Here is a 16146-nt window from a genome sequence, read left to right as displayed (position 1 = left end):
ATTGGATTGCTTTGAAACTCGTTTGTCTTTTTTACTGCACCGCCTAAGGCACCACCAGCTGCACCACCAGGATCAGCACGCCGATGAAGATCAGCGCCCCCAGCAGCCCGGCGAGGATCACGTGCACCGGATGCAGGTTGGCCGCGTCGCGGTCGTAGTCGCGGCGCTTGCGCACCCCGAAGAAGGACCAGAACACGGCCTTCATCGAGGCGCCGAAGCTCGACTTGCGCTCCTGTGGCGGCTGGCTGTCCATCAGTTGGCCGCGACCGCGCCGGCGATCTCGAAGAAGGTGTACGACAGGGTGATGTTCTTCACTTCCTTCGGCAGCGCCGGGTCGATGAAGAATACCACCGGCATCTGGCGCGCTTCGTTCGGCTTCATGAGCTGCTCGCGGAAGCAGAAGCACTCGACCTTCTTGAAGTGCGGCGTGGCCGACTGCGGCGCATAGCTCGGGATCGCCTGGGCCTTGACCGCCCTGCCCTGGGTGTTGACGACCTCGTAGACCACGGTCGCCAGTTCGCCCGGATGGACCTCGATGCTGCGGGTGGTCGGGCGGAAGCGCCACGGCCCCTGGGAATTGCCGTCCAGCTCGATCGTGATGGTGCGCGTCAGGTCGACCTGGGTATTCGCCGGGCGCTCGACCGTGCCGTCCTGCTGGGTCAGCACGTTAATGCCGAGCACGTCGCAAATCTGGCGGTAGACCGGCACCAGCGCGTAGCCGAAGCCGAACATCGCCACCGCCACCACCACCAGCTTGGTGAAGGTGGAGCGGTTCAGCCGCAGGCGGGTGTCGTTGTCGTAGGCCACGTCAGCTCAGCCAGAGGCGCTTGAGGATCACCGAGGCGAAGAAGAACGCCGCGATCGCCACCAGGACCAGGGCGATCCTCAGATTGCCCTTGTGCGGAGGTTTGCGCTGCGCATTCATCACTTCACCAGCGGCGGGGTTTCGAAGGTGTGGAACGGCGCCGGGCTCGGCACGGTCCACTCCAGGCCTTCCGCGCCTTCCCATGGTTTCGCCTCGGCCTTGGCGCCGCCGCGGATGGTCGGCAGCACCACCGCGAACAGGAAGTAGACCTGCGACAGGCCGAAGCCGAAGGCGCCCACCGAGACGATCATGTTGAAGTCGGTGAACTGGGTCGCGTAGTCGGCGTAGCGGCGCGGCATGCCGGCCAGGCCCAGGAAGTGCATCGGGAAGAAGGTGATGTTGAACGTAATCAGCGACAGCCAGAAGTGCATCTTTCCGCGGCCTTCCGGATACATGTGGCCGGTCCACTTCGGCGCCCAGTAGTAGAAGCCGGCGAACAGCGCGAACAGCGAGCCGGCCACCAGCACGTAGTGGAAGTGGGCCACGACATAATAGGTGTCGTGGACCTGGATGTCGATCGGGGTCACGGCCAGGATCAGGCCGGTGAAGCCGCCCATGGTGAAGACGAAGATGAAGCCGACCGCGAACAGCATCGGCGTCTCGAAGGTCATCGAGCCGCGCCACATGGTGGCGACCCAGTTGAACACCTTCACGCCGGTCGGCACCGCGATCAGCATGGTGGCGTACATGAAGAACAGCTGGCTGGTCACCGGCATGCCGGTGGTGAACATGTGGTGGGCCCAGACGATGAAAGAGAGCACGGCGATCGAGGCGGTCGCGTAGACCATCGAGGCGTAGCCGAACAGCGGCTTGCGGGCGAAGGCCGGGATGATCTGCGAGACGATGCCGAAGGCCGGCAGGATCATGATGTAGACCTCGGGGTGGCCGAAGAACCAGAAGATGTGCTGGTACATGACCGGGTCGCCGCCGCCGGCGGCGTTGAAGAACGAGGTGCCGAAGTGGCGGTCGGTCAGGGTCATGGTGATGGCGCCCGCCAGCACCGGCATCACGGCGATCAGCAGGAAGGCGGTGATCAGCCAGGTCCAGCAGAACATCGGCATCTTCATCAGGGTCATGCCCGGCGCGCGCATGTTCAGGATGGTGACGATGATGTTGATCGAACCCATGATCGAGGACGCGCCCATGATGTGCATGGCGAAGATCGCCATGTCCATGCCCGGGCCCATCTGGGTCGACAGCGGTGCATACAAGGTCCAACCGGCAGCGGTGGCGCCGCCCGGCGCCAGGAAGGAACCGGCCAGCAGGATCGCGGCCGGCGGCAGCAGCCAGAACGAGAAGTTGTTCATGCGCGCGAAGGCCATGTCGGAGGCGCCCACCTGCAGCGGGATCATCCAGTTCGCGAAGCCGACGAAAGCCGGCATGATGGCGCCGAACACCATCACCAGGCCGTGCATGGTGGTGAGCTGGTTGAAGAACTCGGGACGGAAGAACTGCAGGCCCGGCTGGAACAGCTCGGTGCGGATCATCAGCGCCAGCACGCCGCCTGAGAGCAGCATGACGAACGAGAACCAGAGATAGAGGGTGCCGATGTCCTTGTGGTTGGTGGCGAACAGCCAGCGGCGCAGGCCGGTCGGATGATCGTGCGCATGATCATGATCATGCGCATGGCCGTGGTGATCGTCGTGGGCGTGGTCGAGAGTGCGAGTAGTCATGTCAGTATCCTGGGAAACTTATTGCTTGCTACGTGCAGCCAGAACCTCGGCCGGTTGAACGATGTTTTCCGCGGCCTTGTTCGACCAGGTATTGCGGGTATAGGTGATGACGGCGGCGATGTCCGAGTCCGACAGCTGCTTCCACGGCGGCATCGCGCCCGGATAGGCCGGGGTGTCCTGGCCGTTGAGCAGGACGTCGATCTGGTGGCCCTTCTCGCCGTTCACGACTTGCGAACCGTCGAGCGGCGCGAAGGCGTTCGGCATGCCCTTGCCGTTGGCCTGGTGGCAGGCGACGCAGTTGGCGGCGTACACGGCTTCACCCTTGGTCTTGAGTTCGTCGATGGTCCAGACCTTGTTCGGATCGTCGGCCAGCGCGGCCATTTTCTTCTTCTCGCCGGCGACCCAGGCAGTATAGTCCTCCGCCGAGACGACGCGCACCACGATCGGCATGAAGGCGTGATCCTTGCCGCACAGCTCGACGCAGTTGCCGCGGTAGACGCCGACCTTGTCGGCCTTGAACCAGCCGTCGCGCACGAAGCCCGGGATCGCGTCCTGCTTGATGGCGAAGGCCGGAATGGTCCAGGCGTGGATCACGTCGTTGGCGGTGAACACCATGCGGATCTTCTTGCCGACCGGGACCACCATCTCGTTGTCGACTTCGAGCAGGTAGTTCTCGCCGCGCGCCTCGGTGGCGGCGATGCCCGGCTCGCCGATCTGGCTGCGCGGGGTAGCCAGGTTCGACAGGAAGCTGATGCCCTCGCCTTCGCCCTTCAGGTAGTCGTAGCCCCACTTCCACTGCATGCCGGTGGCCTTGATGGTGATGTCGGCGTTCGAGGTGTCCTTCAGCGCGATCACGGTCTTGGTGGCGGGCAGCGCCATGCCGATGACGATCAGGAAGGGAACGACGGTCCAGGCGATCTCGACGGCGGTTGATTCGTGGAAGGTGGCGGGCTTGTGGCCCAGGGATTTGCGGTGCTTGAACACCGAATAGAACATGACGCCGAAGACGCCGATGAAGATGACCAGGCAGACGATCATCATCCAGTTGTGCAAGCTGTAGATGTCAGCGCCGACGCCAGTCACGGGAGGCTGCATGTTCAACTGGTGTTCCACCGGCCGCCCCGTGATTTCCGGCGCTGCCAGTGCCGGGATGCTGGCCGATACGGCGAGACCGAGCATCAAGGCGTGAAGTCGCTTTGCGTATGTCATGTTGTCCCCAACCACCCAAAATAAGAATATTTTTAAACGGTCAGCGTTTCCATGAACGAACCGCCGCCGCTCCGAAACCATTACGCAAGGGCTCCCGGACGGCACGCGGAAATGGCACGCGACGGACGTTAGCCGTACCGCGGCCACCAGCAAAGCAAAACACACTGACGGGGCGCGGAACTTGCTGATGCTGCTTTTCAATTTTCTATTTTTTCTTCCGTTTTGCCTGTTTTTTCAGCGTTTATGGCGCTACAGACGAAAAAATAGTCATTGATTATACTCAAATCGCTAATTTTTATTCAAGGAAAATCCTTGCCATGCCGCATGCATGTGATGCGGTAGGGTGGGCACCCCGTGCCCACGCGTAAACGTAGCGCCGTGTTGGCTGGATTGTAAACACCCCCTACCGACGCGCCTGATAATGCCCGGAATGCTTCCTGGCTCACGGCCTGCGCGGCTGAAACCGCACAATCGCCTCCCCCGCCGCCGTCGTCTTCGGCACCGGCCGGAACGCATGCCCGTAGATCACCTCGAAGCTCAAGGGAATCTTGCCGTCCGCCCCGCGCTGGGCCTCGAGCGCATCGACCATCCGTTGCCAGGCCGCGCGCCCGACCAGGCCGCGCCGGCGCGTCGCCAACGGATTGCTGCCGATCGCGCGCACGTCCGCCAGCAAGGCTTCGACCGTGCCGTAGGTAACCGTGATGCGTTCGACGTCCATCACCGGTGTCGAGAAGCCGGCCTCGACCAGCTGGTCGCCGAAGTCGTGCATGTCGACGAAAGGCAGGGTATGCGGCGTTTCGTCCATCGCCGCGAAAGCGGCGCGCAGCTCCTTGAAGGTGTCGGGACCGAAGTTCGAGAACATCAACAAGCCGTCGACGCGCAGCACGCGGCGCCATTCCGCGAACACGCGGTCGGGCTGGGGATGCCAGTGCAGCGCCAGGTTCGACCACACCAGGTCGAGCGAGTTCGGGCCGAACGGCAGGGTGCCGAAGTCGCCGCACACTAGGTCGACGCCGGTCTTGGCCGGCATCAAACGGCTGAGCATGGAGCCGAGCGAACGCGGCGCCGGCGCAGGGCTTCCTGCCGCGGCCAGCATGCCCGGGGCGGCATCGAGCCCGACGATGTGCGCGGCCGGATAGGTCTTCTGCAGCAGCGGCAGGTCCGGCCCGGCGCCGCAGCCGGCGTCGAGCACGCGCTGCGGCACGATCTTCACCAGCGACAGCCGCTCGTGCATGCGGCCGGCGATCTCGCGGCGCAGGAAGTCGGCCGGCGCCACGCGGCGCGGATCGGCAAACAGTGCGCGCACGCGCGCCTGGTCGATCGGGGCGCTCATTTTCGACGGGGATTGGGGAGAAGCCATGATTCTGGTGCGTTCAAATGAGATAATGGCGGGAGTGTACATGTTTGTGGAGAGTCAAGCCGATGCTTGGGCGCCTGCGACTGTGGAGCTATCCCTGGGCCCGTACGCTGGCCGGAACCCTGCTGCCCTGCTCCTGCGCCCTGTGCGGCGAACTGGCCGCCACCGTCGTCTGTGCTCCCTGCCGGGAACGGTATGCGCGATCGGACGCCCTGCGCTGCCCCTGCTGCGCCAATCCGCTCGGCGTGCATGAGGCGGCCGGACAACAGTGCGCCGCCTGCCTGGCCGAGCCGCCGGATTTCGACGCCACCATCGCCGCCGTCGACTACGCGGCGCCGCTCGACGCCCTGGTGCTGCGCCTGAAGTTCGGCGCCCAGCTGCCGCTGGCGCCCTGGTTCGCGGAGCAGCTGCACGAGGCCGTGCCGGCCCACCCCGGCTGGCCCCTGCCCGAGCTGCTCTGTCCGGTCCCGCTGGGGCCGCAAAGGCTGGCCGGGCGCGGATTCAACCAGGCGCTCGAGATCGCCCGGCCGCTGGCGCTGTCGCTCGGCGTCGCCCTGGAGCCGCGCCTGCTGGTGCGCAGGGTCGAGACCGAGGCGCAGTCGAGCGTGGCGCCGCGCGAGCGGGCGGACAACATCCGCGGCGCGTTCGACGTCGCCGACGCTGCGCTCGGGCTGGTCGCTGGCCGCCACGTCGGCGTCGTCGACGACGTCATGACCAGCGGGCACACACTGAACGAAGTCGCCGCCACGCTCAAGCGTGCCGGCGCGGCGCGCGTGTCGAACCTGGTGTTCGCGCGCACGCCGCCACATTGATTAATTGGAGGAAAAGCTTTTGTTTCACGTCGTCCTGGTCGAACCCGAAATCCCGCCCAACACGGGCAACGTCATCCGCCTGTGCGCCAACACCGGCGTGCAACTGCACCTGATCGAACCGCTCGGCTTTCCGCTGGACGACGCCAAGATGCGCCGCGCCGGGCTGGATTACCACGACTACGCAACCATGAAGGTGCACAAGAACTGGGAGGCCTTCCTGCTCGAGGCCCAACCCGACCCGGCGCGCATGTTCGCGCTGACGACGCACGGCTCCTCGCCCTTTGCGCAGGCCGCCTTCCAGCCGGGCGACGTGTTCGTGTTCGGCGCCGAATCGCGCGGCCTGGACCCGGCGCTGCGCGAACGCTTCCCGCCAGCCCAGCGCATCCGCCTGCCGATGATGCCGGATAACCGCAGCCTGAACCTGTCGAACACGGTGGCGGTGGTGGTGTACGAGGCGTGGCGCCAGAACGGGTATGCGGGCGGGGCCTGAACAAACAGGGACGGTTCGCGGTTGGCATCAACAGTAACAAGCCTCCATATATTTACCGATTACAATATCGGACCGCATTTCCCAGGATCGTCATGCCGACCCCGATCGCTTCCCGTCTGAACAAGGCCTTCGCTGGCCTGGTGACCAGTATCATGCTGTTCGCATCGCAGGCTGCCTGCGCCGCGGGACCGGCACCTGCGCCGGTGCGGGTCGGGCTCGATGCCGAGTTCGGCCTGGACAACAGCACCTCGGCCCAGGCGGTGGAACTGGGCCTGCGCAGCGCCATCGGCGAGATCAACCGCGCCGGCGGCGTGCTGGGCGGCCGGCCGGTTGAGCTGGTCACGAAGGACCACCGTTCGATGCCGGCCCGCGGCATCCGCAATCTCGAGGAATTCGCGCGCATGCCGGACCTGGTGGCCGTGTTCGGCGGCAGGTTCAGCCCGGTGATCATCGAGCAGCTGCCGACCCTGAAAGCAACGAAGACGCTGTTCCTGGCGACGTGGTCCTCGGCAGACATGATCGTCGACAACGGCATGCACCCGAATTACGTCTATCGCCTGTCGCTGCGCGACAGCCTGGCCATGCCCAAGCTGCTCGACACCGCGCGCAAGCGCGGCCTGCACCGTGTCGGGCTGCTGCTGACGAATACCTCCTGGGGCCGCAGCAACCTGGCCGCGGCCGAGAAGTTTACCGCGACCAACAAGGACATCCGCATCGTGCAGACCGCCTGGTACAACTGGCGCGACCAGACCCTGGTGGCCAGGTACCAGGCCTTGCGCAATGCCGGCGCCCAGGCGATCGTGCTGGTCGCCAACGACGACGAAGCCGCCGTCCTGGTGCGCGAGGTGGCCGCCTTGCCGCAGGCCGAGCGGCTGCCGATCCTGAGCCATTGGGGCGTGACGGGCGGCGAGTTCACCCGGCAGGCGGGACCGGCCCTGCACCAGGTCGACTTTTCCGTGATCCAGACTTTTTCCTTCTTCCAGGCCGACAAGCAACGGCTGGCGCGCTTCATGGCCGCCGCCGCCGCGGTGTCGCCGATCCGCAGGATCGAGGACATCGAGGGGCCGGTAGGCGTGGCCCACGCCTACGACCTGATGCACATCCTGGCCAAGGCCATCGACCTGGCCGGCAGCACCGACCGGAAAGCGGTGCGCGACGCGCTGGAAAAGGTGCGCGAATATCGCGGCCTGATCAAGACCTACGCGCCGCCGTTCACGCCCACGCGCCACGAGGCGCTGAGCGCGCGCGAACTCCTGATCGCCCGCTACCGCAAGGACGGCGTGCTGGTGCCGAGCGCCGACTGACATGGTGTCGCCGCCACTCCAGTCGGGCAGCCTGACGCGGCGCTTTGCGATCGCTTCCGCCATCCTGACTGCCGTGGCGGTCCTGCTGGTGGCCGCCGCCTCGCTCTGGCTGGTCAACCGCCAGCATGCCTCCGCGGTGGCGCTGCTGCGCCAGAGCGAAACCGCGTTCAACGCGAGGACGGTCAGCAATTCCCTCGCCACTCTGTCCTCGCGCATCAAGGACGTGGCCGACAGTCCCATCCTGGCAACCGGCCTGGTCGACAGCGCGGGGCGGGAAACCTATCTGGAACCTTTCCTGAACAGCCTGCGCCAGATCAACGGCATTCCGGTCCAGGTCTTGTTCACCGATTTCGAAGGCAAGCCGATCTCGGGCAACGGCCTGGAACGTTTCGACGCCGGCCAGCTCGACTGGCTGCGCGCGCGCATCGACCAGGGCGTGGAGACGACGGCGATCTTCGACCGCCCCCAGGGCCCCGAACTGGTCGGCGTGCGCCTGCTGCGCTATTCGCGCACGAATACGCCGGAAGGCGCCCTGGTGTACAAGATCGGGCTGCGCGACCTGCGTCCCGCGCCCTCGACCATCCTGGCCTGGAACGGCCAGGGCCGGACCCAGGACGGGAGCGCCAGCCTCGCGGTGCCGGTGCGGGCGCCGGGCGAGTTCGCCCATCTCGGCCTGACCCTGGAAACCGACCCCGCCGCCTTCCGCGACGAGCTGGAAACGCCCTGGCCGCAATACAGCCTGATCGGCGGCGTCGCGGCGCTGCTGGCGCTCCTGGTGTTCCTGCTCGGCTCGCGCCTGTCGCTCGGCCTGACCCAGGACCTGCGCAAGCTGGAGCAGTTCGCCGGCAAGCTCGGCGAGGAAGGGATCGGCGAACTGCGCGCGGAACTGGCGGGCAGCAGCGAAACGATCACCCTGGCGCGCGCCATCAACCGCATGCTCGACGGCCTGCACCGGCAGCAGGAACGCCTGGAACGCGAGCACCAGCGCAAGGACGAATTCCTGGCCATGCTCGCCCATGAGCTGCGCAATCCGTTGGCGCCGATCAGCAGCGCCGCCCAGCTGCTGCGCGTGCTGTTTGCCGACGTGCCCCGCATCAAGGAGATCAGCGGCGTGATCGGCCGCCAGGTGGCGCACATGACGCACCTGGTCGACGACCTGCTCGACGTCTCGCGCGTCACGCGCGGGCTGGTCACGATCAACCAGGGCAGCGTCGAACTGGGCGCCGTGCTGCGCGAAGCGGTGGAGCAGATCAAGCCCGTGATCGACGCCAGGAAGCACCGCCTGGCGCTGGACATCGCGGCGCAGCCGATGACGGTGTGCGGCGACCGCACCCGCCTGGTGCAAGTGGCGGCCAACCTGCTCAACAACGCGGCGAAGTACACGCCCGATGGCGGCGAATTGCATGTCTCCCTGCAGCGGCACGACGACGTGGCGGTGCTGCAGGTGCGCGACAACGGCATCGGCATCGGCGCCGATTTGCTGCCGGTCGTGTTCGACCTGTTCACCCAGGCGCAGCGCACGCCGGACCGCGCCCAGGGCGGCCTGGGGCTGGGCCTGGCCCTGGTCAAAAAGCTGGTCGAGCTGCACCACGGCAGCGTCGAGGCGCACAGCGCGGGGCTCGGCCACGGCAGCAGCTTCACCGTGCGCCTGCCATTATTGCCTGCGCAGCAAGCCGCGGGCACGGCGCCGGCAGCCTCGGACTCTCCCACCGATACCCGCTCCAGGCGCATCCTGGTGGTCGACGACAACGTCGACGCGGCGCGCACCCTCGGCCTGCTGCTCGAGAGCGCCGGACACGCGGTGACGATCGAGCATTCGGCGCAGGCGGCGCTGGCGCGCTCCGAACACGACCGGTTCGAGGTCATCCTGCTCGATATCGGCTTGCCCGACATGAGCGGGCACGTGCTGGCCGGCGCCCTCAAGCGCCTGCCCTGCTGCGGCGCCAGCGCCCTGGTCGCCGTCAGCGGCTACGGCCAGGAACAGGACCGCCGGATGTCGCGCGAAGCCGGTTTCGCCGCCCACCTGGTCAAGCCGGTGCCGGCCGATGCGCTGCTCGACACCATTGCACGCGTCACGGCGGCGCCGAACGTGCACACGGCGGCGTGACGTCTTTCACCTCGCCCACTGCAGCGCCGTAATATAGGCCGCCGACTCCGCAATCGTGTTGTGCCCCGCCCCGCCGATCAGCTTCATCGTGGCTACACCGGCCGGGAAGCGCGCCAGCAACCGTTCGCTGCTCTCCATCGGGACGATCTCGTCGCGCTCGGCCACGAGCAACAGGGTCGGCGACCTCACCTGCGGCGCATGGCGCCAGGATTCGTACTTGTCTCTCAGTAGCCAGCGCACCGGGAAGTAGGGAAATTGTCGCGCGGCCAGTGCCTGCAGGCTGTCGAAAGGCGTGACCAGTACCAGCTTTTCCACCGGCCGCTGGCTCGCCATCTGCACCGCGACGCCGCTGCCCAGGCTGCGCCCGATCACCACGATGTGCCTGTGCCCGGCGGCGACGCGGTCGAACAGCGCCAGCGCATCGGCCACCAGCGCGGCTTCGCTCGGCTTGCCCGAACTGCCCAGGTAGCCGCGATAGTGCAACAGGTAGAGTGCGCGGTCGGGGAAGGCCACGTTCAGCATGGGCAGGCTGGCCGACACATCCTCGGCATTCCCGCCCAGGTAGATGACGGCTTTTTCCCCGGGGAGCGGCCGTTCGGAGACCCGCAGCACGGCGCCGGGCACCTCCAGCGTCGAGGTTGTCGACGCCGGGAACATCGGCACCGCCGGCGGGTAATAGATGAAGGAGCGCTGGGCGAGGAACAGCGCCAGGCAGGCCGCCGCGTAGGCGCCCAGGCAAAACAGCACGGCAAAGGCCAGCGTTCTCGGCATGCGTCTCCTCGCTCGCGGACGCCGGCGCTCCTCTTACGTCGCCAGCGCGCGCAACATCAGTCCGGTCAGGTAGGCGCCATAGGTACCAAGCGCGTAGCCGAGCACCGCCAGCAGCACGCCGACCGGCGCCAGCGCCGGGTGGAAAGCACTCGCGACCACCGGGGCCGAGGCCGCGCCGCCGACGTTGGCCTGGGACCCGACCGCCATGAAGAACAGCGGCGCGCGGATCAATTTTGCCATGAGCAGCAGCAAGCCGCCGTGCACGCTGATCCAGATCAGGCCGAGCAGGAACAGCCAGGGCCGGTCGAGCAGCGCATTCAGGTCCATCTGCATGCCGATGGTCGCCACCAAGACGTAGAGCATGGCCGAGCCGATGGTCGAGGCGCCCGCCCCTTCCAGGCTGCGCGCCCGGGTGAAGCTGAGCAGCAGGCCGAAGGTGGTGGCGAACACCACGATCCAGAAGAAACCCGAGGTCAGGCTGTAGTCCTGCAGCCGCCATTCCTGGGGCAGGCTGGCGATCCAGCCGACGGTCGGGCTTGTTAGCGCATGCGACAGGCCGGTGACGCCGATGCCGACCGCCAGGATGATCATCAGGTCGGTCAGGCTCATGGTCCGCGCGTGCTCGGCCTGGTAGGTCTCGATGCGCGCCTTGAGCGCGTTGATGGCGCTCAGGTCGGCCCCGGTCCAGCGGTCGAAGGCCTGGGCGCGGCTGGCCAGGAACAGCAGCACCGCCATCCAGACGTTGGCCACCAGCACGTCGACGGCGACGAACTGGCCGAACAGGGTGGCGTCGACCTCGAACACTTCCTTCATCGCCGCCTGATTGGCGCCGCCGCCGATCCAGGCGCCGGTCACCGTGGTCATGCCGCGCCAGGTCTCGCCGGCCACCGTTTCGGGGTGAATCAAGCGCATGATCTCGAACGACGCCACCGCACCGAGCATGATGCCGACGGTGCCGGTCAGGAACATGACGATCGCCTTCGGCCCCAGGCGCACGATGGCGCCGAAGTCGATGGCAATGCACAGCAGCACCAGCGCGCTGGGCAGCAGGTAGTCGCGCGCCACCGGGTACAGCTTCGACAGGCTGCCGTCGATCACGCCCAAGGTATTGAGGATGGCCGGAATCAGGTAGCACAGCAGGAGCGCCGGCACATAGGTATAGAAACGCTTCCAGAAGCCGCTGGGCCGCGATGAAGTCCAGAATACCAGGCCGAGGGTTGCCGCCAGGAGGCCGAGCACGACGGCGTCGTTTGTCACGAGTGGAGCTGCAGTTTGCATGGGTATATCGTCAAAGGATCAGGTCGGCCGTCCGCCCGGCCGTGGCGTCGATCGCATGGCGAACGAACGCGGCCTGTGCCGGCATGGGCCGGGAACAGCGGGAGGACGGGAGGAGCGTGATGTGCAGCCGGGACGCTGCAAGGAACAGGGTGGACGAATGCTGTGCATGATGGACGCGCGCGAACCCGCGTGGCGGCCCGACCATCGCGCATCCTGTCATGCCGGCGGCATGATCACCCTTGCCGGATTATAACTCAGCAGTAAACGGCGCCAAGCCTTTAGCTGGCCCGCACTTTCTTGAGTAACTTGGTCGTCGACCGGTCATGCTCGAAATCGATCGCCGCCACCTGGCCGCCATAGGCCAGCACGGCCTGCCCTTCCGGGATTGCCGTCATGTCGTAGTCGCCGCCCTTGGCGTAGATGTCGGGCCGTGCTTCGAGCACGACGTCGAGCGCCGTGTCCTCGTCGAATTCCACCACCAGGCTGACCGATTCCAGCGCCGCCAGCACCGCCATGCGGTCGGCCAGGCTGTTCAGGGGACGGTCGTCGCCCTTGCCCAGGCGTTTGACGGACGCGTCGGTGTTCGCGGCCACCACCAGCGAGGCGCCCAGCGCGCGCGCCTGCGCGAGGTAGGTGACGTGCCCGCGGTGCAGGATGTCGAAGACGCCGTTGGTGAGGACGACGGGTTTGGGCAGCGCGGCCACGCGCGCCTGGAGCTCGGCGCGCGAGCAGATCTTGGTTTCGAAATTCGGCATGAGGTTAGGCTTGTACGGCGTTAAACAGGTGTTGCGGGGTCTTGCGGTTCGTCTTCTTCCAGCGCCATCGACAGCGACGGAGACGTGGCGCCCCCGCCCTCGGCGGGTTCGCGGCGGTCGCCCGAGAGCTTGATCTGCAGGCGCAGGCCGTTGGCGGAATCGGCGTTGCGGATCGCTTCGTCGTAGCCGATGTAGCCTTTGTTATACAGCTCGTACAGCGCCTGGTCGAAGGTGCACATGCCGAGCTCGCGCGACTTCTGCATGATCTCCTTGATGCTGTGGAAGTTCCCCTTCAGGATCATCTCGCTGATGGTCGGGGTGTTCAGCAGGATCTCGATGGCGGCCTTGCGGCCTTTTCCATCTTCCGTGCGCACCAGGCGCTGCGAGACGATGGCGCGCAGGTTGGCCGACAGGTCCATCAGCAGCTGCGGCCGGCGCTCTTCCGGGAAGAAGTTGATGATGCGGTCCATGGTCTGGTTGGCGTTGTTCGCGTGCAGCGTGCCGAGGCAGAGGTGGCCGGTTTCGGCAAAGGCGATCGCATGTTCCATGGTTTCGGTGTCGCGGATCTCGCCGATCAGGATCACGTCCGGCGCCTGGCGCAGCGTGTTCTTCAGCGCGTTGTGCCAGGACAGGGTGTCGACGCCCACTTCGCGGTGCGTCACCAGGCAGTTCTTGTTCTTGTGGACGTACTCGACCGGGTCCTCGACCGTGATGATGTGGCCGGCCGAATGGCTGTTGCGGTAGTCGATCATCGCCGCCAGCGTGGTCGACTTGCCCGACCCCGTGCCGCCGACGACCAGCACCAGGCCGCGCTTGGTCATCACGACCTCCTTCAGCACCTCCGGCAGGTCGAGCTTCTCGAACGTCGGGATCTCCGAGGCGATGGTGCGCACGACCATGCCCACGCTCTGCTGCTGCACGAAGACGTTGACGCGGAAGCGGCAGACGTTCGGCAGCGAGATCGCGAAATTGCACTCCATCTCGGCCTCGAACTCAAGACGCTGGCGCTCGTTCATCAGCGACAGGGCCAGGGCCCGCGTGACTTCGCCGGTGAGACGCTGCTGGCTCATCGGCTTCATCGCGCCCTGGTGTTTCATGCTGGGCGAAAAATCTGCGGAAATGAAGAGGTCGGAACCACCCTGCTGGTGCATCACCGTGAGCAGCTTGTGGATGTAGGCCTGGGCATCGGCGGGGCCGAAGGAACTGGACATGCTTGCCTTTCTGATCGTCGCGTATTTACATCTCATAAGTACGCTAGGGGCGATATCCGCCCGTCGGGCAATTATATCGACTAAGATTAACTGTAAAATACTATTTTTTTGGCCTATCAGGCCCAGCTACGGCAGGATAATCATTGCACACCTGCAATTCGACGACCTTACGCCCATGACACTCACCGAGCTCAAATACATCGTCGCCGTCGCGCGCGCCAAACACTTCGGCCATGCCGCCGAGTCCTGCTTCGTCGCGCAGCCGACGCTGTCCGTCGCCATCAAGAAGCTCGAGGACGAGCTGGGCGTGACGCTGTTCGAACGCGGCGGTTCGGAAGTCTCGGTGACGCCGGTCGGGGCCCAGATCGTGGCCCAGGCCGAGCGCGTGCTCGAACAGACCGCGGCGATCAAGGAGCTGGCCAAGCAGAACAAGGACCCGCTGGCCGGCCCGCTGCGCCTGGGCGTGATCTACACCATCGGCCCCTACCTGCTGCCGCCGCTGGTCAAGAACCTGATCGACAACGTGCCGCAGATGCCGCTGGTGTTGCAGGAAAACTTCACGGTCAAGCTGCTGGAGCTGCTGCGCCAGGGCGAGCTCGACGCCGCCATCATGGCCCTGCCCCTGCCCGACCACGGCATGCAGATGCAGACCTTGTACGACGAGCCTTTCGTGGTCGCCATGCCGAAGACCCATCCCTGGGCCAAGCGCAAGGAAATCGCGGCCGACGACCTGAAGGCCGAGACCATGCTGCTGCTCGGCAGCGGCCACTGCTTCCGCGACCAGGTATTGGAAGTGTGCCCGGAAATGGCGCGTTTCTCCTCGCCCGGCAACGGCATGCAGCGCACCTTCGAGGGTTCCTCGCTGGAGACCATCCGCCACATGGTCGCCAGCGGCATTGGCCTGACCGTGCTGCCGCGCGCCTCGGTGCGCGACATGGAAGACCCGAACGGCCTGCTTACCTTCGTGCCCTTCTCGCACCCCGCGCCGTCGCGCCGCGTGGTCATCGTCTGGCGCAAGAGCTTTACCCGCAAGGCGGCGATTGACGCGATCGTCAATGCCGTGACGGAGTGCGACCTGCCGGGCGTGGAGCGGATGGCGCTGGAAGCGGCGGCCTGATCGGAACCGTTGACGCCGATTAATTGCGGTGCGAATCGAAGCGCGTAGGGTGGGCACTTGTGCCCACGCGGTCTCACCTTTGGAACATACGCGACTTCAACAACAATGCGGCATGCTTCGCAAATGCCCACTTGCAGGCTGCGCATTCCTATCTGCGGGCTCGACATGCAAGCGTAGCACCGCGTGGGCACAGGTGCCCACCCTACGCCCTCCGGCACGCGTTAGCTGACAGCCAGCACCGCGACGCTGATCCAAACACAGTAAAATCGCTGTCTTGTCCACAATATTCTTGCAAGACAAGACCGCGATTTCATGAACAAGCTGGCGCTCTACTTCCGCCTGGTCCGCGCTGACAAGCCGATCGGCATTCTTCTCCTGCTCTGGCCCACGCTGTGGGCGCTGTGGATGGCGGCCGGGGGCACGCCCGACTGGCACGTGGTCCTGATCTTCGTCCTCGGCACCGCGCTGATGCGCTCGGCAGGCTGCGCCATCAACGACTACGCCGACCGCGATTTCGACCGCCACGTCAAGCGCACCGTCGACCGTCCGGTGACCAGCGGCCGCATCAAGGCCTGGGAAGCGGTGATGGTGGCCGCCGTGCTGGCCCTGATTTCCTTCCTGCTGATCCTGCCGCTCAACACGCTCACCAAGCAGCTGTCGGTGGTGGCGCTGGTCGTGGCAGGCACCTATCCCTATTTCAAGCGCTTCTTCGCGATCCCCCAGGCCTACCTCGGCATCGCCTTCGGCTTCGGCATCCCGATGGCCTTTGCCGCGATCCAGGGGCAGGTGCCGGCGGTGGCCTGGTGGCTGCTGGTGGCGAACGTCTTCTGGGCCGTCGCCTACGACACCGAATACGCGATGGTCGACCGCGACGACGACATCAAACTCGGCATGCGCACCTCGGCGATTACCTTCGGCCGCTTCGACGTCGCGGCCGTCATGCTGTGCTACGGCGTGGCGCTGGCGATCGACCTGGTCTGCGGCTGGCTGCTCGGCCTGCGCTGGTGGTTCGTCGGCGGCGTGGTGGTGGCGGCCGGCATGGCGCTGTACCACTACACCCTGATCCGCGACCGCGACCGCATGCGCTGCTTTGCCGCCTTCCGCCACAACAATTGGTTGGGTGCGGCCCTCTTCGCTGGTGTCGCGTTAGACTATGCATTAGGATAATATTGTCCGAAATACACAACCCCTTGCTGC

The 16146-nt window shown here is 65.8% G+C and carries 16 protein-coding genes; 6 read left to right on the top strand and 10 right to left on the bottom strand.

The annotated features are described in order from the left end of the window. Positions 1-43: 43 nt before the first annotated feature. The 6 genes from ACFOPH_RS22975 to ACFOPH_RS22950 all read right to left on the bottom strand — a co-directional run bounded on the left by ACFOPH_RS22975 (position 44) and on the right by ACFOPH_RS22950 (position 5107). On the bottom strand, positions 44-253 hold the full coding sequence (locus ACFOPH_RS22975) for a DUF2970 domain-containing protein (protein WP_312548381.1): 210 nt from the start codon (positions 251-253) through the stop codon (positions 44-46). Further along, positions 253-807 carry a cytochrome c oxidase assembly protein gene (locus ACFOPH_RS22970; RefSeq protein ID WP_312548380.1) on the bottom strand — a complete coding sequence of 185 codons (555 nt, stop codon included), beginning with the start codon at positions 805-807 and terminating at the stop codon, positions 253-255. The genes ACFOPH_RS22975 and ACFOPH_RS22970 overlap by 1 nt, the downstream gene beginning before the upstream one ends. A gap of 1 nt (position 808) precedes the next feature. After that, positions 809-925: a cytochrome oxidase small assembly protein gene (locus tag ACFOPH_RS22965; RefSeq protein WP_312548379.1), complete on the bottom strand. Its 117-nt coding sequence runs from the start codon at positions 923-925 to the stop codon at positions 809-811. Next, entirely contained in the window at positions 925-2538 is a 1614-nt protein-coding gene (gene ctaD, locus ACFOPH_RS22960) for a cytochrome c oxidase subunit I (RefSeq protein WP_312548378.1), read from the bottom strand. Before ctaD ends, ACFOPH_RS22965 begins: the two co-directional genes overlap by 1 nt. An 18-nt stretch (positions 2539-2556) precedes the next feature. Continuing rightward, a complete protein-coding gene (gene coxB, locus ACFOPH_RS22955) occupies positions 2557-3747 on the bottom strand; it encodes a cytochrome c oxidase subunit II (RefSeq protein WP_312548376.1) in 1191 nt (396 codons plus the stop codon). A gap of 442 nt (positions 3748-4189) precedes the next feature. Further along, positions 4190-5107, bottom strand: a complete 918-nt coding sequence (locus ACFOPH_RS22950) for a methyltransferase domain-containing protein (RefSeq protein ID WP_312548374.1) — start codon at positions 5105-5107, stop codon at positions 4190-4192. Positions 5108-5169: 62 nt separating this feature from the next. Between ACFOPH_RS22950 and ACFOPH_RS22945 the strand changes: the two genes are divergently transcribed. The 4 genes from ACFOPH_RS22945 to ACFOPH_RS22930 all read left to right on the top strand — a co-directional run bounded on the left by ACFOPH_RS22945 (position 5170) and on the right by ACFOPH_RS22930 (position 9817). Next, complete coding sequence (locus tag ACFOPH_RS22945; protein WP_379737420.1) at positions 5170-5916, top strand: phosphoribosyltransferase family protein; 747 nt, start codon at positions 5170-5172, stop codon at positions 5914-5916. Between the two features lie 19 nt (positions 5917-5935). Then, positions 5936-6406: a tRNA (uridine(34)/cytosine(34)/5-carboxymethylaminomethyluridine(34)-2'-O)-methyltransferase TrmL gene (trmL, locus tag ACFOPH_RS22940; RefSeq protein ID WP_312548372.1), complete on the top strand. Its 471-nt coding sequence runs from the start codon at positions 5936-5938 to the stop codon at positions 6404-6406. A gap of 92 nt (positions 6407-6498) precedes the next feature. Continuing rightward, positions 6499-7710, top strand: a complete 1212-nt coding sequence (locus ACFOPH_RS22935) for an ABC transporter substrate-binding protein (RefSeq protein WP_312548371.1) — start codon at positions 6499-6501, stop codon at positions 7708-7710. Position 7711: 1 nt separating this feature from the next. Then, positions 7712-9817 (top strand): hybrid sensor histidine kinase/response regulator, encoded by a 2106-nt coding sequence (locus ACFOPH_RS22930; RefSeq protein WP_312548370.1) that lies wholly within the window; start codon positions 7712-7714, stop codon positions 9815-9817. 6 nt (positions 9818-9823) lie between these two features. On the opposite strand, the gene ACFOPH_RS22925 is transcribed toward ACFOPH_RS22930, so the two are convergent. From ACFOPH_RS22925 to ACFOPH_RS22910, 4 genes are all read right to left on the bottom strand, one after another. After that, entirely contained in the window at positions 9824-10588 is a 765-nt protein-coding gene (locus tag ACFOPH_RS22925) for an alpha/beta hydrolase (RefSeq protein ID WP_312548369.1), read from the bottom strand. Positions 10589-10621: 33 nt separating this feature from the next. Then, entirely contained in the window at positions 10622-11866 is a 1245-nt protein-coding gene (locus ACFOPH_RS22920) for a DUF819 family protein (protein WP_379737417.1), read from the bottom strand. 278 nt (positions 11867-12144) lie between these two features. Beyond that, a complete protein-coding gene (gene rfaE2 / locus ACFOPH_RS22915) occupies positions 12145-12621 on the bottom strand; it encodes a D-glycero-beta-D-manno-heptose 1-phosphate adenylyltransferase (RefSeq protein ID WP_379737415.1) in 477 nt (158 codons plus the stop codon). 20 nt (positions 12622-12641) lie between these two features. Then, positions 12642-13832, bottom strand: coding sequence for a PilT/PilU family type 4a pilus ATPase (locus tag ACFOPH_RS22910; RefSeq protein WP_379737413.1), 1191 nt, complete (start codon positions 13830-13832; stop codon positions 12642-12644). A 175-nt stretch (positions 13833-14007) separates the two neighbouring features. Between ACFOPH_RS22910 and ACFOPH_RS22905 the strand changes: the two genes are divergently transcribed. Next, positions 14008-14949, top strand: coding sequence for a hydrogen peroxide-inducible genes activator (locus tag ACFOPH_RS22905; protein WP_312548361.1), 942 nt, complete (start codon positions 14008-14010; stop codon positions 14947-14949). 312 nt (positions 14950-15261) lie between these two features. Further along, positions 15262-16116 (top strand): 4-hydroxybenzoate octaprenyltransferase, encoded by an 855-nt coding sequence (ubiA, locus tag ACFOPH_RS22900; RefSeq protein WP_379737411.1) that lies wholly within the window; start codon positions 15262-15264, stop codon positions 16114-16116. Positions 16117-16146: the final 30 nt, after the last annotated feature.

The organism is Massilia haematophila, from assembly GCF_042647645.1.
GTDB classification, from domain to species: domain Bacteria; phylum Pseudomonadota; class Gammaproteobacteria; order Burkholderiales; family Burkholderiaceae_D; genus Telluria; species Telluria haematophila.
The sequence above is the reverse complement of the archived record's forward strand: the minus strand, read 5'-3'. Positions and strand labels throughout refer to the sequence as shown.

Coding starts and splice junctions, on each gene's coding strand:
- ACFOPH_RS22950 (WP_312548374.1), bottom strand. CDS start 5,107: ATGGCTTCTCCCCAATCCCCGTCGAAAATGAGCGCCCCGATCGACCAG.
- ACFOPH_RS22920 (WP_379737417.1), bottom strand. CDS start 11,866: ATGCAAACTGCAGCTCCACTCGTGACAAACGACGCCGTCGTGCTCGGC.
- ACFOPH_RS22930 (WP_312548370.1), top strand. CDS start 7,712: ATGGTGTCGCCGCCACTCCAGTCGGGCAGCCTGACGCGGCGCTTTGCG.
- rfaE2 (WP_379737415.1), bottom strand. CDS start 12,621: ATGCCGAATTTCGAAACCAAGATCTGCTCGCGCGCCGAGCTCCAGGCG.
- ubiA (WP_379737411.1), top strand. CDS start 15,262: ATGAACAAGCTGGCGCTCTACTTCCGCCTGGTCCGCGCTGACAAGCCG.
- coxB (WP_312548376.1), bottom strand. CDS start 3,747: ATGACATACGCAAAGCGACTTCACGCCTTGATGCTCGGTCTCGCCGTA.
- ACFOPH_RS22975 (WP_312548381.1), bottom strand. CDS start 253: ATGGACAGCCAGCCGCCACAGGAGCGCAAGTCGAGCTTCGGCGCCTCG.
- ACFOPH_RS22910 (WP_379737413.1), bottom strand. CDS start 13,832: ATGTCCAGTTCCTTCGGCCCCGCCGATGCCCAGGCCTACATCCACAAG.
- ACFOPH_RS22935 (WP_312548371.1), top strand. CDS start 6,499: ATGCCGACCCCGATCGCTTCCCGTCTGAACAAGGCCTTCGCTGGCCTG.
- ACFOPH_RS22925 (WP_312548369.1), bottom strand. CDS start 10,588: ATGCCGAGAACGCTGGCCTTTGCCGTGCTGTTTTGCCTGGGCGCCTAC.
- ACFOPH_RS22945 (WP_379737420.1), top strand. CDS start 5,170: ATGCTTGGGCGCCTGCGACTGTGGAGCTATCCCTGGGCCCGTACGCTG.
- ACFOPH_RS22965 (WP_312548379.1), bottom strand. CDS start 925: ATGAATGCGCAGCGCAAACCTCCGCACAAGGGCAATCTGAGGATCGCC.
- ctaD (WP_312548378.1), bottom strand. CDS start 2,538: ATGACTACTCGCACTCTCGACCACGCCCACGACGATCACCACGGCCAT.
- ACFOPH_RS22905 (WP_312548361.1), top strand. CDS start 14,008: ATGACACTCACCGAGCTCAAATACATCGTCGCCGTCGCGCGCGCCAAA.